The 14538-nt window shown below is 58.9% G+C and carries 19 protein-coding genes; all 19 read left to right on the top strand.

The window, feature by feature from the left end; genetic code table 11:
- Positions 1–4: 4 nt before the first annotated feature.
- Positions 5–742 carry a 3-oxoacyl-[acyl-carrier-protein] reductase gene (fabG, locus tag MWU51_RS08015; RefSeq protein WP_247036203.1) on the top strand — a complete coding sequence of 246 codons (738 nt, stop codon included), beginning with the start codon at positions 5–7 and terminating at the stop codon, positions 740–742.
- Positions 743–954: 212 nt separating this feature from the next.
- Positions 955–1188: an acyl carrier protein gene (locus tag MWU51_RS08010; RefSeq protein ID WP_091430496.1), complete on the top strand. Its 234-nt coding sequence runs from the start codon at positions 955–957 to the stop codon at positions 1186–1188.
- A 176-nt stretch (positions 1189–1364) separates the two neighbouring features.
- Positions 1365–2108, top strand: coding sequence for a 1-(5-phosphoribosyl)-5-[(5-phosphoribosylamino)methylideneamino] imidazole-4-carboxamide isomerase (locus MWU51_RS08005; protein ID WP_247036202.1), 744 nt, complete (start codon positions 1365–1367; stop codon positions 2106–2108).
- Between the two features lie 193 nt (positions 2109–2301).
- Positions 2302–3564 (top strand): beta-ketoacyl-ACP synthase II, encoded by a 1263-nt coding sequence (gene fabF, locus MWU51_RS08000; RefSeq protein WP_247036201.1) that lies wholly within the window; start codon positions 2302–2304, stop codon positions 3562–3564.
- Positions 3564–4724 (top strand): endolytic transglycosylase MltG, encoded by a 1161-nt coding sequence (gene mltG / locus MWU51_RS07995; RefSeq protein WP_247036197.1) that lies wholly within the window; start codon positions 3564–3566, stop codon positions 4722–4724. Before fabF ends, mltG begins: the two co-directional genes overlap by 1 nt.
- A gap of 182 nt (positions 4725–4906) precedes the next feature.
- The gene (locus tag MWU51_RS07990) at positions 4907–5248 is read left to right on the top strand and encodes a hypothetical protein (protein WP_247036196.1); all 342 of its coding nucleotides are present in this window, start codon (positions 4907–4909) and stop codon (positions 5246–5248) included.
- Positions 5184–6533 carry a terminase family protein gene (locus tag MWU51_RS07985; protein ID WP_247036194.1) on the top strand — a complete coding sequence of 450 codons (1350 nt, stop codon included), beginning with the start codon at positions 5184–5186 and terminating at the stop codon, positions 6531–6533. The genes MWU51_RS07990 and MWU51_RS07985 overlap by 65 nt, the downstream gene beginning before the upstream one ends.
- Positions 6534–6729: 196 nt before the next feature.
- Positions 6730–7923, top strand: coding sequence for a phage portal protein (locus MWU51_RS07980; RefSeq protein ID WP_247036192.1), 1194 nt, complete (start codon positions 6730–6732; stop codon positions 7921–7923).
- Between the two features lie 17 nt (positions 7924–7940).
- On the top strand, positions 7941–8513 hold the full coding sequence (locus MWU51_RS07975) for an HK97 family phage prohead protease (RefSeq protein ID WP_247036189.1): 573 nt from the start codon (positions 7941–7943) through the stop codon (positions 8511–8513).
- A gap of 34 nt (positions 8514–8547) precedes the next feature.
- A complete protein-coding gene (locus MWU51_RS07970) occupies positions 8548–9750 on the top strand; it encodes a phage major capsid protein (RefSeq protein WP_247036187.1) in 1203 nt (400 codons plus the stop codon).
- A gap of 168 nt (positions 9751–9918) precedes the next feature.
- The gene (locus MWU51_RS07965) at positions 9919–10530 is read left to right on the top strand and encodes a hypothetical protein (protein WP_247036185.1); all 612 of its coding nucleotides are present in this window, start codon (positions 9919–9921) and stop codon (positions 10528–10530) included.
- Positions 10527–10865 carry a phage head closure protein gene (locus MWU51_RS07960; RefSeq protein ID WP_247036182.1) on the top strand — a complete coding sequence of 113 codons (339 nt, stop codon included), beginning with the start codon at positions 10527–10529 and terminating at the stop codon, positions 10863–10865. The genes MWU51_RS07965 and MWU51_RS07960 overlap by 4 nt, the downstream gene beginning before the upstream one ends.
- On the top strand, positions 10862–11272 hold the full coding sequence (locus MWU51_RS07955; protein WP_247036180.1) for a DUF3168 domain-containing protein: 411 nt from the start codon (positions 10862–10864) through the stop codon (positions 11270–11272). The genes MWU51_RS07960 and MWU51_RS07955 overlap by 4 nt, the downstream gene beginning before the upstream one ends.
- Before the next feature lie 22 nt (positions 11273–11294).
- Positions 11295–11708, top strand: coding sequence for a phage major tail protein, TP901-1 family (locus MWU51_RS07950; RefSeq protein WP_247036178.1), 414 nt, complete (start codon positions 11295–11297; stop codon positions 11706–11708).
- Between the two features lie 2 nt (positions 11709–11710).
- Positions 11711–12043, top strand: a complete 333-nt coding sequence (locus tag MWU51_RS07945) for a gene transfer agent family protein (RefSeq protein ID WP_247036176.1) — start codon at positions 11711–11713, stop codon at positions 12041–12043.
- Positions 12040–12261, top strand: a complete 222-nt coding sequence (locus MWU51_RS07940) for a rcc01693 family protein (protein ID WP_348646723.1) — start codon at positions 12040–12042, stop codon at positions 12259–12261. The genes MWU51_RS07945 and MWU51_RS07940 overlap by 4 nt, the downstream gene beginning before the upstream one ends.
- Positions 12258–12911 carry a phage tail tape measure protein gene (locus MWU51_RS07935; protein WP_247036174.1) on the top strand — a complete coding sequence of 218 codons (654 nt, stop codon included), beginning with the start codon at positions 12258–12260 and terminating at the stop codon, positions 12909–12911. Before MWU51_RS07940 ends, MWU51_RS07935 begins: the two co-directional genes overlap by 4 nt.
- Before the next feature lie 32 nt (positions 12912–12943).
- Positions 12944–13576 (top strand): DUF2460 domain-containing protein, encoded by a 633-nt coding sequence (locus MWU51_RS07930; protein ID WP_247036172.1) that lies wholly within the window; start codon positions 12944–12946, stop codon positions 13574–13576.
- Positions 13576–14538 (top strand): DUF2163 domain-containing protein, encoded by a 963-nt coding sequence (locus MWU51_RS07925; RefSeq protein ID WP_247036170.1) that lies wholly within the window; start codon positions 13576–13578, stop codon positions 14536–14538. Before MWU51_RS07930 ends, MWU51_RS07925 begins: the two co-directional genes overlap by 1 nt.

Raw genomic sequence — 14538 nt, 5'->3', positions numbered from 1 at the left:
ATAAATGTTTGATCTGAATGGAAAAAACGCACTGATTACCGGAGCTTCTGGCGGGATCGGGGGTGCCATTGCTAAGGCTCTTCATGCAGCGGGTGCGACCGTCGCATTGTCTGGCACGCGCGTTGAACCGCTTGAGGCCTTGGCTGCCGAATTGGGCGAGCGGGCACATGTATTGCCTTGCAATCTGTCAGATGGCGAGGCCGTCGATGCGTTGCCGAAACAAGCGGTTGAGGCGTTGGGCTCGGTTGATATTTTGGTGAACAATGCCGGGATCACACGCGATCAGATCTTCATGCGTATGTCGGATGAGGAATGGGATAGTGTGATCAACGTCAACCTGACCTCAACGATGCGGCTGTGTCGTGGCGTGATGCGTCCGATGATGAAAGCCCGCTGGGGGCGGATCATCAATATCAGTTCGATCGTCGGGGCTACGGGCAACCCCGGACAAGTGAATTATGCCGCGTCGAAGGCAGGGATGGTTGGGTTGACGAAATCCATCGCCTATGAGGTCGCCAGCCGTGGTATCACCGCGAACTGTGTTGCACCCGGCTTTATCGCGACCGCGATGACCGACAAACTGACCGATGAACAGAAAGATAAGATCAACGCACAAATTCCAGCCGCCCGGATGGGCACACCAGAAGAGATTGCGGCTGCAGTGCTTTATCTTGCGTCGTCAGAAGCGGGCTATACCACAGGGGCTACGATCCATGTGAATGGCGGGATGGCAATGGTGTAGCGGATTTGGTCAGGCTGGAAGCGCTTGACCGCCCGGCCTATTGAAGGTCTAAAGCGTTTGCCTATCTAATGTGATGTGCTATAGGCGGCGCATGTTTTTCTCCAACATACCTTTCGGGGTGGGGGATATTGGCGTAACACGCTGAAAACTAAATGGCCCATCCCGGGTCTACCGAAAAAGGCCATGTGCCTGAAAATACGTGAGGATTTATCATGAGCGACGTCGCAGATCGCGTGAAGAAAATCGTTGTTGAGCACCTGGGTGTTGAAGAGGACAAGGTAACGGAATCGGCCTCGTTCATTGACGACCTTGGCGCAGACAGCCTGGACACCGTTGAACTGGTCATGGCCTTTGAAGAAGAGTTCGGCATTGAAATTCCGGATGACGCTGCCGAGACCATTCAAACCTTCGGCGACGCCGTGAAATTCATCTCGGAAGCCGTGTAAGGTTTCGAGACTTTCTAATTCCTGAAACGGCCTGCCAATCGGCAGGCCGTTTCTTTTTCCGCATCAGTGTGGACTCCGCGACGCTTTCAGCATGCATTCAGACGATTTTGGATACGCTTCCAGGGGTGTGTTACTATTTCACTAAACCATTGATGGTTTGGCGAAGGAGGCGATCCATGATCATCTATCCGACACTTGAATTGCAGAACGGGCGTTGCGTATCTTTGCGTCGGGGGCGTCTTGAGGAACCCTCGATCTGGCACGTAGACCCGGTGGAGACGGCGCAAAGCTTCGTCGAAGTAGGCGCCGAATGGATACACATCACTGACTTCGACGCGGTTGACGGTGTAGGCGAGAACTCCGCGCTGATTGAAGATATCATTAAACATACTGGATGCTCGGTTCAGGTTGCGGGTGGAGTCCGCACCCGCGATATCGTTGAAAACTGGATCGATAAAGGAGTTGGACGTGTTGTGCTGGGCTCTATCGCGGCGCGTGATCCAGACATGGTGAAAGAACTTGCCAACAGACATCCCGACCAGATCGTGTTGGCGGCCGATATCTGGCAGGGCCAATTGATGACTGATGGCTGGCGCAACCCCGTGGCGATTACACCCGAGAGTTTCCTGGCATCCTTTGCAGATGTTCCGCTGGCCAGTGTTCTGATCACCGATATCGACAGCGACATTGACCAACCCGACGCTCAGCTTGGTCTTCTGAGCAAGCTGGCGGGGAAAACCAGACATCAGGTCATTGCCGCTGGCACTGTCCATGAGTTGGATGATGTCGCGCGACTAAAATATGTTCCCAATATCGCGGGCACTCTGATTGGGCGTGCACTGTTCTCGAAAAACGTGGATTTGAGCGAGGCGCTTGAAGTGGCGCGGCCAGAGCCTGAGGCCAGAGCAGAGTTCATATAATGTAAAGAGTAGTCAGACGTTGGCCGGGTGGCGCGTAGAAGGTGAGCAATTCTTACCGGCCGACTTCTGAGATCATCCGAATAGACCCTGACATCGGCAGCTTTTGCCTGACAGGCCGAACGCCTCTTGCCCCTAAACCCTTCGCCGCGCTATCAAGCGTGGGATGAAAGACTTCCTGAGAAAGGGCAGCATAATGCGTCGAGTGGTCGTTACAGGTCTGGGTATGGTTTCTCCTCTTGCGTGCGGGGTTGAGGAAACCTGGAAACGTATTTTGGACGGGCAGTCGGGTGCAGGTCCGATTACAAAGTTCGATGCGTCACGTGTCACCACGAAATACGCGTGTGAGGTGCCGCTGGGCGACGGAACAGATGGCACGTTCAATCCTGATGATTGGATGGAGCCGAAAGAACGCCGCAAAGTGGATGATTTCATCCTCTATGGGCTGGCGGCATCCGAGATGGCCGTTAAAGACGCAGGTTGGATGCCCGAGGACGAAGAAAGCCTGCTGCGCACGGGTGTCATGATCGGCTCGGGGATTGGGGGGCTGGCAACCATTGCCGAAACCTCAATCATTCTGAACGAACGCGGTCCACGTCGTGTATCGCCATTCTTTATTCCCGGTTCGTTGATCAATCTGATTTCTGGACAGGTGTCGATCAAGTTTGGCTTCAAAGGGCCAAACCATTCGGTTGTTACCGCCTGTTCGACTGGCGCACATGCGATTGGTGATGCATCACGTCTGATTCAGACAGGTGATGCCGATGTGATGATTGCGGGTGGTGCCGAGGCTGCGATATGCGAACTTGGCATTGCCGGGTTCAATGCTTGTAAAGCCCTGTCGACCAAAGCGGAAGACAACCCGCAAGCAGCCAGCCGTCCCTATGATGTGGATCGCGATGGCTTCGTTATGGGTGAGGGCGCAGGTATTGTCGTTCTGGAAGAATACGAGCACGCCAAGGCACGCGGTGCAAAAATCTATGCCGAGGTGCTTGGATACGGCCTGTCTGGTGACGCCTATCACATCACTGCCCCATCCGAGGACGGAGATGGCGGTTTCCGCGCCATGAAAGCGGCCCTTGCCAAGGCCGGACTTGAGCCGTCAGCGATTGATTACATCAACGCGCACGGCACTTCGACCATGGCAGACACTATTGAATTGGGTGCTGTTGAACGCCTGCTGGGTGATGCGGCGGATAAGGCCACGATGAGTTCGACCAAAAGCTCGATCGGTCACCTGTTGGGGGCTGCGGGAGCGGTTGAAGCAATTTTCAGCATCCTTGCCCTGCGCGACCAGATCGCACCACCCACCATCAATCTGGACAACCCCGCGGTGGAGCCGCGCCTAAGCCTTGCCGCTAACAAGGCTGAGAAGCGTGAGATCAACACGGTTTTGTCCAATAGCTTCGGTTTTGGTGGCACCAATGCCAGCCTGATCATGGGCAAGGTCACGGACTGATGTGGCGCAACATAGCCTCGAACGCGCTTAGCCTGTTCATTGTCATCTTGATCATCGCGGTTGGGATGATTGCATGGGGCAAGAGCCAGTATACCAACCCTGGCCCGTTGGCAGAGGCAATTTGTCTGCGCGTTGAGAAAGGTTCAAATTTCTCTCGGGTGGCCAGCAAGCTGTCTGACCAAGGGGCGATCTCTAATGCGACTATCTTTCGGTTGGGCGTCGAGTATTCCGATAAGAAATCTGCGCTGAAGGCTGGATCGTTTTTGGTCGATGAAGGTGCGTCGATGGAAGAAATCGTCGATGTGGTCACTCGCGGCGGGGCGTCGACCTGTGGCACCGAAGTTGTCTATCGAATTGGCGTGTTGGCTGCCGAGGTTCAGGTGCGAGAACTGGACCCTGCGACGCAGGAATATGAAATTACGGCTGAATTCAAACCTGCTGAACTGGAAGGCGCGGCACCTGAGACTTACACCAAGGTTCGCAATGAGAGTGATACTCGCTATCGTATCGCCTTGGCCGAGGGCGTTACCAGCTGGCAGATCGTGGACAGCCTTAATCGCGCCGATTTCCTTGAGGGAGAGGTTGCCGAGGTTCCGGCTGAAGGCACGTTGGCCCCGGACAGCTATGAAGTGAAGGAAGGCGCGGACCGTGCCACGCTGCTTGCAGACATGCAAACGGCGCAGTCGGCCATCTTGGCCGAGGCTTGGGAGGCACGTGCACCGGATTTGCCCTATGACAGCCCGGAAGCGGCGCTGATCATGGCATCTATTGTCGAAAAAGAAACTGGCTTGGCCGAGGAGCGGCGCCAGGTGGCCAGCGTATTCGTGAATCGTCTGAACCAGGGGATGCGCCTGCAAACGGACCCAACGGTAATCTATGGCGTCACCAAGGGGCAGGGCGCCTTGGGTCGTGGATTGCGGCAAAGTGAGCTGCGGTCTGAAACGCCTTACAACACCTATACCATCGACGGATTGCCGCCGACGCCCATTGCCAATCCCGGCAAAGCCGCGATTGAGGCGGCATTGAACCCAGACAGCACGGATTTCATCTTCTTCGTCGCTGATGGCACCGGCGGACATGCCTTTGCAGAGACGTTGGACGAGCACAATCGCAATGTTGCCAAGTGGCGCGAGATTGAAGCGCAGCGGGCAACTGAGTGATTTTGTAAACAAAAAATAACCTTGCCGCACGCTGTTGCGGCGGGTTGGTTTGACAGAACGCACGGTCCCTCGTAACTTCTGACATACGCTAGAAGACGTGAATGTAACGGCCTTGGGCTTCCGCCCGGGGCCGTTTTTTCATGTCGCTCGTGCGGAGAAGAGCATGAGAGGCAGACACAATAATGACAATGATCACGCCCTTGGGGAAGGACGCGGCTTCGGAAGATTACCTGAAGATCGCGGACACGTTTTTTCTGCGTGTTTTGAAAGAGCTAGACCGCCAGTTGAGCGCGGCGGAACTGGCCGATTGCGAGACCACACCGGGATTGGCGAAAGCTGTGACCGAGGTGCGCCGTGCCATGCAAACTGTATTCGAAGAAAGGAAACGTCTTGAACAAAGTGGTATCAACGCCTTTGGCGGGGCGGGAGCAGGTGCACTCGACCTTGCTGAGGCCCGAGATGAAATCGGGCGCAGACTGGCTTGCCTGCGCGACGCAAGAGGAGCGGGAAGCATTTCTGAATAGCCTAAGTGATGGCGCATTGGCGGCCTTGCCATTCCTGTTTGAGTTCTGGGCGTTGGATCATCAATTGCCGCCGGACGGTGATTGGCGCACATGGGTGATCATGGGCGGTCGTGGCGCGGGGAAAACCCGCGCTGGGTCCGAATGGGTGCGCGCCGAGGTTGAGGGGGCAGGCCCCCTTGATCCTGGTCGATCGCAACGGGTCGCGTTGGTGGGCGAGACCATTGATCAGGTCCGCGAGGTGATGATCTTTGGTGACAGCGGTATAGTGGCCTGCTCGCCGCCGGATCGGCGACCGGATTGGCAAGCGGGGCGACGGCGCCTGGTGTGGCCAAACGGAGCGGTGGCACAGGTGTTTTCCGCCCATGAGCCGGAAAGTCTACGCGGCCCGCAGTTTGATGCAGCTTGGGTGGATGAATTGGCGAAATGGAAAAAGGCCGAAGACACTTGGGACATGCTCCAGTTTGGTTTGCGGTTGGGCAGCCATCCACGGCAATGCGTCACTACCACTCCGCGCAATGTCGGAGTGCTAAAGGCAATCCTAAAGAATCCTACAACCGTCGTGACACAGGCGCCGACAGAGGCAAACCGTGCCTATCTGGCAAAGAGTTTCCTTGACGAGGTGCGCTCGCGCTATGCCGATACCCGTTTGGGCCGGCAAGAGTTGGACGGCGTGTTGTTAGAAGACACCGAGGGCGCGCTGTGGACGATGGCGGCGCTGGACAAGGCGCGCAGCACCGAGGACCTGCCTGAGTTTGACCGGATTGTTGTGGCTGTTGATCCACCGGTCACGGGGCACAAAGGGTCGGATGATTGCGGAATCATCGTGGCGGGCGTTGTGGCGCAAGGTGCGCCAGGGAATTGGCGCGCTGTTGTTCTGGAAGATGCCAGCGTGTCTGCCGTGACACCGTCCCAATGGGCGCAAGCGGCGATTGCGGCCATGCAACGCCACGGTGCCGATCGGTTGGTGGCCGAGGTCAACCAAGGCGGCGATCTGGTAGAAAGCGTTATCCGACAGATTGACCCAACTGTGCCGTTTCGCGCGGTGCGGGCTACGCGAGGCAAGTGCGCACGGGCTGAACCTGTTGCGGCGCTTTATGAGCAGGGGCGCGTTATCCATACGGGCGGGATGCCGCTTTTAGAGGATCAGATGTGCCGCATGACGGTGCAGGGTTACGAGGGCAAGGGCAGCCCTGATCGCGTTGATGCATTGGTCTGGGCATTGCACGAGTTGATCATCGAACCCGTTGCCAAATGGCGCAGGCCGCAGGTGCGTTCGCTGAGTTAAACAGTTTTTTAACCTTGGATGGCAGAGTGCAAAACATCGAAAGGCAGGGCATGGGCCGCAACGGTTCACTGACTCTGACTGATCATCACTGAGACGAAGGTTTCAACGACCGGTGCTGCGACCTGCAGCCCACCGGGAGAGAGAGATTTGCCGGGGGTCACACCCCAATAGGACAGAACGCGAGGAGCACCAGCACATGGTATTCGACTTTCTCAAGCGGGGCGACGCTGCGCATATATCGGCACAACCGACCGAGACCAAGGCGTCCGCAACAGGTCCGGTCATTGCCTATGGTGGTGCCGCTCGTGTCGCCTGGAGCCCGCGCGACGTGGTCAGCCTGACCAAAACCGGCTTTGCCGCAAACCCGGTCGGTTTTCGGTCCGTCAAGCTGATCGCCGAGGCCGCCGCCGCCCTGCCGTTGGTGCTGCAAGACGACCAGCAACGGTTTGACACGCATCCCCTGCTAGAGCTTCTGGCGCGACCGAACCATGCTCAGGGCCGGGCCGAATTGTTCGAAGCCTTTTTCGGACAGCTTCTACTGACCGGCAATGGCTATGTCGAAGCGGTGACGGGTGCTGATGGCAGGCCGACCGAACTGCATGTGCTGCGGTCAGATCGAATGAATCTTGTGCCAGGGGCGGATGGCTGGCCGGTCGCCTATGACTACACGGTTGGCACGCGCAAACACCGGTTCCATGTCGGTGAGGGTACGTCCCCGATCTGTCACGTCAAGGCGTTCCACCCGCAGGATGACCACTATGGCCTGTCCCCCTTGCAGGCAGCGGCCACGGCCATTGATGTGCATAACGCAGCCAGTCGTTGGTCCAAGGCGTTGTTGGACAATGCCGCACGACCGTCGGGCGCGATTGTCTACAATGGTGCCGATGGCCAGGCACAGCTGAGCGCGGATCAGTATGATCGCCTGCTGGCCGAGATGGAGACCCATCACGTGGGCGCACGCAATGCCGGGCGGCCGATGCTGCTGGAAGGCGGGCTGGACTGGAAGCCGATGGGGTTCAGCCCCTCGGACATGGAGTTCCAGAAAACCAAGGAAGCCGCCGCACGCGAGATCGCGCAGGCCTTCGGGGTGCCGCCGATGCTGATCGGTATTCCGGGCGACGCGACATACGCCAATTACCAGGAAGCCAGCCGTGCCTTCTATCGCTTGACTGTAGTGCCTTTGGTGTCGCGCGTGGCGGCCAATGTGGGTCATTGGCTGGCGGGGTTCACTGACGAAAGCGTGGTTCTGAAACCCGATCTTGATCAAGTGCCGGCGCTGTCTGCTGAACGTGACCAACAATGGCGTCGCGTGGCCGAGGCCAGTTTTCTGTCAGACGCTGAAAAACGCAGCCTTCTGGGCCTGCCGCCGCTGACATCCGACGACGCATAACCAACGAGGAAAAGCACATGAGCGATTTCCGGCCCGATCTGGGGCTTGAACACAAATTCGTCAAACTGGGCGAAACGTCCGAAGTGGACGAGGGCATTCTGATCGAAGGCTATGCCAGCTTTTTTGATCAATGCGACACGGGCGGCGACATCGTGGCCCCTGGTGCCTATGGCAAATCCCTGCGCGCACTGAAAAAGGCGGATCGCGGTGTGAAGATGTTGTGGCAACACGATCCGGCCCAACCCATCGGCGTCTGGGACGAGGTGCGCGAAGATGCGCGCGGGCTTTACGTCAAAGGCCGCATTCTAACGGATGTCGCCAAGGGGCGAGAGGCCGCCGCGCTGATCGAAGCGGGCGCGATTGACGGGTTGTCGATTGGCTATCGCACCAAGCGGGCCACCAAGAACGACAAGGGCCAACGGCTTTTGACCGAGTTGGAGCTGTGGGAGGTGTCGCTTGTCACTTTCCCCATGCTTCCGACGGCGCGAGTGGGGGCGAAGGGCGATGCGCCTCAAGCTATTGATACCACATTGCGCGAACTGGCAGCTTCGATCACCGAGGCACGCCGCATGCTGGCCCGCCACTGCTGAGCCAGCGATCTGAACCCCTGAAAAGGACCCATAGATGAGCAAGAACGAGACCAAAGCTCAGGGCCAGTCGGCCGTGACTGGCGTGACACCGGCTGCCGAGGTGAAGACCGCTCTGGCTGGCTTCATGAGTGATATCAACGCCTTTCACAACGATATTTCGACCAAACTTCAACAACAGGAAGAGCGACTGACCATGCTGGATCGCAAATCAAATTTCACCGCGGGGCGCCCGCATCTTGCCGCTGCTGCCGATCTTGAGGCGCCGCACAAAAAAGCATTCGAAGCGTATCTGCGCTCGGGTGACGATGACGGGTTGCGCGGGCTGGAACTGGAAGGCAAGGCCATGTCGACCGCGGTCGCAGGCGACGGTGGTTATCTGGTTGACCCGCAGACCGCGGCAACCATCCAGAGTGTTTTGAAATCCACCGCATCGCTGCGTGCGGTTGCCAATGTGGTGAATGTCGAGGCGACGTCTTATGACGTGCTGATCGACCATTCCGATGTCGGGTCGGGCTGGGCCACGGAAACCGACCCCTCGGTCGAAACGGGCACCCCGTCGATCGAACGCATCACCATCCCGCTGCACGAGCTGTCGGCCCTGCCTAAGGCGTCGCAACGCCTGCTGGATGACAGCGCGTTCGAGATCGAGACCTGGCTGGCCGGTCGCATTGCCGACAAGTTTGCCCGCGCTGAAGCTGGCGCCTTCATTTCAGGTGATGGGATCGACAAGCCCAAGGGCATTCTGGCGCACCCGTCCGTGGACAATGACATCTGGACTTGGGGCAATTTGGGCTATGTCGTAACTGGCACGTCGGGTGATTTTGACGCGTCGAACCCGGCGGATGCAATCATTGATCTGGTCTATGCGCTGGATGCTGAATACCGCGCAGGCGCAAAGTTCGTGATGAACTCGAAAACCGCGGGGGCTGTGCGCAAGATGAAGGACATGGATGGTCGCTTCCTGTGGTCGGACGGTCTGGCCGCTGGGGAACCGGCACGCCTCTTGGGTTATCCGGTGCTGATCGCCGAGGATATGCCGGACATCGGCACTGACACCACCCCGATTGCCTTTGGCGACTTCGGGGCGGGCTATACGATTGCCGAACGTCCCGACACCCGCATCCTGCGCGACCCGTTCTCGGCCAAGCCGCATGTGCTGTTCTATGCCACCAAACGCGTGGGCGGCGATGTCAGCGACTTCGCAGCGATCAAGCTTCTGAAGTTCTCGGTCTCGTAAGAGACTGAACCCGAGACCCGCATTCTGCCGTCTGGCAGGTGCGGGACCGGGCGCGCGCCGACCTCACTCCGTGTTGTCTAGCTGCTCCCCCTCCGTCCGAGCAACGCGGACGGTGCGCGCCTACCTTATCCCAAGTGACGTGAGGGACCCGAATTTCGGAGATGATCCATGATGTTAGTCGAGCAGACCACTGTGCCGGGCGCGGTCCTTCCGGTCGCCCAATTCAAGGACCACCTGCGGCTGGGCACCGGGTTTGCCGATGACGGGGTGCAGGATGCCGTGTTGGAATCCTATCTGAGGGCTGCGATTGCCGCCATCGAGGCGCGTACTGGCAAGATCCTTTTGTCCCGCAGCTTTACCTGGACATTGACCGCATGGCGCGATCTGGCCACGCAGGCATTGCCGGTGGCCCCGGTCAGCCAAATCACCAGCCTGAAGATCATCGACCGCCTTGGCGGAGAAGAGGTGATCAACACGGCTCGCTATGTGTTGGAACCCGATATGCACCGGCCACGATTGGTGTCGACGGGCCTGTGTTTGCCAGCCATCCCGGTGGGTGGACAGGTGGTAATCGCATTCGAGGCTGGGTTTGGTGCGAGTTGGGCGGACATGCCTGCCGATCTGGCACAGGCTGTGATGCTGCTGGCTGCGTCCTACTACGAAAACCGTTCTGATATGGGTGGGACTGCAATAGGACAAAGCCAATGGCCTTCTGCGGTTGCCGCGTTGATCCAACGCTATCGCACCGTGCGCCTGTTTGGCGGTGGGGGTGGCCGATGAAGCAACCCGTCCTGAACCGCAAACTAACCCTTGAAGCGCCGGTGCGCACACCGGACGGGGCCGGGGGATTTACGCAAAACTGGCAGGCATTGGGAGAGCTGTGGGCCGAAATCTCGCCCCGCACGGGCCGCGAACGTGCCGCCGGGTTTGCCACTGTCTCCACCATCGCGTTTCGTATCACGGTGCGGGCCGCCCCCGATGGTGCTCCGTCGCGCCCCCAGCCCGACCAGAGGTTTCGCGCCGGATCGCGCCTGTTTCGCATCCTGGCTGTGACCGAGGCCGATGCCGGCGCCCACTACCTGACCTGTTTTGCCCAAGAGGAGGTGTCGGCATGAGCTATGGTGTTTCAGCCGCCTTGCAGCAGGCAGTCTATCAACGGCTGACCGGGGATGTGACCCTGTCGACCCTCGTGGCCGGTGCGATCTATGACGCGGTCCCTGCGGGCATCATCACCGGCACCTATGTCAGCCTTGGCCCCGAGGATGTGCGCGAGCGGTCCGATATGACCGGGTATGGCGCCCTGCATGACATCACGGTCAGCGTGGTGACGGATGAAGCCGGGTTTCAAAGTGCCAAGGATGTGGCCGCCGCTGTTAGTGATGCGCTGGTGGATGCGGCGCTGCCCCTGGCGCGTGGCCAGCTTGTTTACCTGAATTTCCATCGCGCGCGGGCGCGTCGAGTCGAGGACGCGGATGTGCGCCGGATCGACCTGTTCTTCCGCGCCCGTGTTCAAGACGACTAACCCTTAATAACGGAGTGATCCCATGGCTGCGCAAAACGGCAAGGACCTTTTGATCAAGCTCGACATGACCGGCAGCGGCGTGTTCGAGACCATTGCGGGCCTTCGGGCCACACGTCTGAGTTTCAACGCGGAAAGCGTTGATGTGACAAGTTTGGAAAGCACCGGTGGCTGGCGCGAGTTGCTGGGCGGGGCTGGTGTGAAATCCGCCTCGATCTCGGGCTCGGGCGTGTTCAAGGATGCGACCACGGACGAGCGGGCGCGGCAGATCTTTTTTGACAACGAGGTGCCGGATTTCCAGGTGATTGTGCCCGGTTTCGGCGTGGTCGAAGGACCGTTCATGATCACTTCGGTCGAATATGCGGGATCGCATAACGGCGAGGCCACGTATGAGCTGTCGATGGCGTCGGCGGGTGAACTCAGCTTTACGGCGCTGTGATCATGGCAAATCCCTGGACAGGAGAGGTAACGTTAGAGATCGACGGCACGGCGCATGTCATGAAGTTGACACTGGGCGCGCTGGCCGAGCTTGAGGCGCAACTTGGCGAGGATACGATCATCGCGTTGGTCGAACGGTTTGAACGCGGTGCGTTCTCAAGCCGGGATGTGCTGGCGTTGATTGTTGCCGGATTGCGGGGCGGCGGCTGGCGAGGGCGCGCGCAGGATCTGCTGGCGGCCGAGATTGCCGGTGGCCCGGTGCGTGCCGCGCAGGCGGCGGGACAGATTCTGAGCCGTGCCTTTGCCACGCCCACGGACAGTGAGCTGCAATCGTGAGCACCTGTTCCGCCTTTGACTGGCCCGGCCTGATGCGGCTTGGGCTGGGGCGGCTTGGGCTGCGCCCGGATCAGTTCTGGGCGCTCACCCCGGTCGAGCTGATTGTGATGGCCGGGCTGGATGATCAACCCGCGCCGTGCCTGCGGGCGCGGCTGGAGGAATTGGCGCAGGCGTTCCCGGATACGCCAAGTCGCCGGGTGAAAGGAGACCCCGAATGAACGGTCTGGACAGCTTTGATGAACAACTGGATGCGTTGGAAACAGCCCTGGGCGGTGCGCAGGCGATGACCGCAGGGTTCGTGTTTGAACTGAAGGGGATGCATTCGACAGTCTCGGATCTGAGCGCGGATGTGAACACCTTGTCCTCGGGCATCTCGTCGGGGTTGCGCAAGGCGTTTGATGGATTGGTTTTCGACGGCATGAAACTGTCGGATGCCCTGAAGGGCGTGGCGCAATCCATGTCGCAGGCGGCCTATAACGCGGCGATCAAGCCCGTCACGGGACATTTCGGCGACATTCTGGGGCAGGCGGTCGGGGCCATGACCAATGCCTTCCTGCCGTTTGAAAAGGGTGGGGCTTTTGCACAGGGACGTGTGGTGCCATTTGCCAAGGGCGGCGTGGTTTCTAGCGCAACAACGTTTCCGATGCGTGGCGCCACCGGCCTGATGGGCGAGGCGGGCCCAGAGGCGATCATGCCGCTGGCGCGTGGGGCGGATGGCCGATTGGGCGTGCAGGCCGGGGGCGCTGGTCGTCCCGTCAACATCACCATGAACATTTCGACCCCTGACGTCGAAGGGTTCAGGCGGTCGCAAAGCCAGATCGCCGCGCAAATGTCGCGCGCGCTGTCACGTGGCCAACGCCACCGTTAACCCAGTCATTTCGAACCTAGGAGGGTTTCCCCATGTCTTTTCACGAGGTCCGGTTTCCGGCAAATCTGAGCTTTGGGTCCGTTGGTGGCCCGGAACGGCGCACCGAGGTTGTAACGCTGGCCAATGGGTTCGAGGAACGCAACACCCCGTGGGAGCATTCCCGCCGCCGCTATGATGCGGGCATCGGGATGCGGTCGCTCGACGATGTGGAAACGCTGATCTCGTTCTTCGAGGCACGGCGCGGTCAGCTCGTCGGGTTTCGCTGGAAAGACTGGTCCGACTTTAAAAGCAGTCTGCCGTCGAAATCCCCAGAATACACCGATCAGATCATTGCCTGGGGGGATGGGGAAACGGTCGAGTTTCCACTGATCAAGACCTATCGATCAGGAGAGCAGACCTATGCACGCCCCATTCAAAAGCCGGTTGACGGCACGGTGAAGCTGGGCCTGAAGGGCGATCCGCTGAGCGAAGGCACACATTTCACGGTGGATTACGCCACCGGGAACGTGACCTTCATGACCGCGCCGGAAACTGGCGCAGAGGTTACGGCAGGCTATGAGTTTGACGTGCCAGTTCGATTTGATACCGACCGCATCCATACGTCCGTTGCCTCGTTTCAGGCCGGTGACGCGCCAAATGTTCCAGTGGTGGAGGTACGGGTCTGATGGCGTTGTCTGCTGAGTTTGAAGCCCATCTGGGGCAAGGCGTCACCACGATCGCAAGGTGTTGGAAAGTCATGCGGCGTGACGGCGTCGTGCATGGATTCACCGATCACGATCTGGATCTGACGATTGACGGTGTTTCATATCGTGCAGACACCGGGATGACAGCCCATGCGTTGAGCCAAACCACCGGTCTGTCCGTTGATAACACAGAAGCATTGGGCGTTCTTAACGATGCCTCGATCACTGAAAAAGACATTCGCGCGGGCCGGTATGACGGCGCCGAGGTGGAAGCATGGCTGGTCAACTGGAACGACACAAGTCAGCGGTATCTACGTTTTCGTGGCACCGTGGGTGAGCTTGCGCGCGAAGCCGGTGGGTTTCGGGCCGAGCTGAATGGATTGTCAGAAAAACTAAACCAGCCGCAGGGCCGCGTCTATCAGATGCCCTGTTCAGCGGTTCTGGGCGACGGCGCGTGCCGGTTCAATCTGAACCAGTCCGGATATCAGCTGGACATTGCTGTGGGTGAAAACACGGACGTAACCACGTTTCAGTTTGCCAATATGGCGCTTTATCCAAATCGCTGGTTCGAGCGTGGCAAGTTCACTGTGTTGACCGGCGCGGCCAAGAATCTGACTGGTCTCATAAAGAATGACCGCAAGGGCACGGAAGGCAATCGGACCATCGAGTTGTGGGAATCCATTCGCGCGTGCGTGGAACCGGGTGACATGGTTCGTCTGGAAGCAGGCTGTGACAAGCTTTCGACAACCTGCCGGGTCAAGTTCAACAACTTCCGCAATTTTCGCGGCTTTCCAGACATCCCCGGCGAAGACTGGTTGATGTCCTACCCGGTTGGGCATGGAAAGAACGATGGCAGCGATGCGCGCGAGACAAACGAGTTGCCAGATTGGTCGGTGCTGGGCGGGGACGACACCAACCCATTCTTCCCTAACGCTGGTGATTGA

Source organism: Aliiroseovarius sp. F47248L, from assembly GCF_023016085.1.
Taxonomy (GTDB): Bacteria; Pseudomonadota; Alphaproteobacteria; order Rhodobacterales; family Rhodobacteraceae; genus Aliiroseovarius.
The sequence above is the reverse complement of the archived record's forward strand: the minus strand, read 5'-3'. Positions and strand labels throughout refer to the sequence as shown.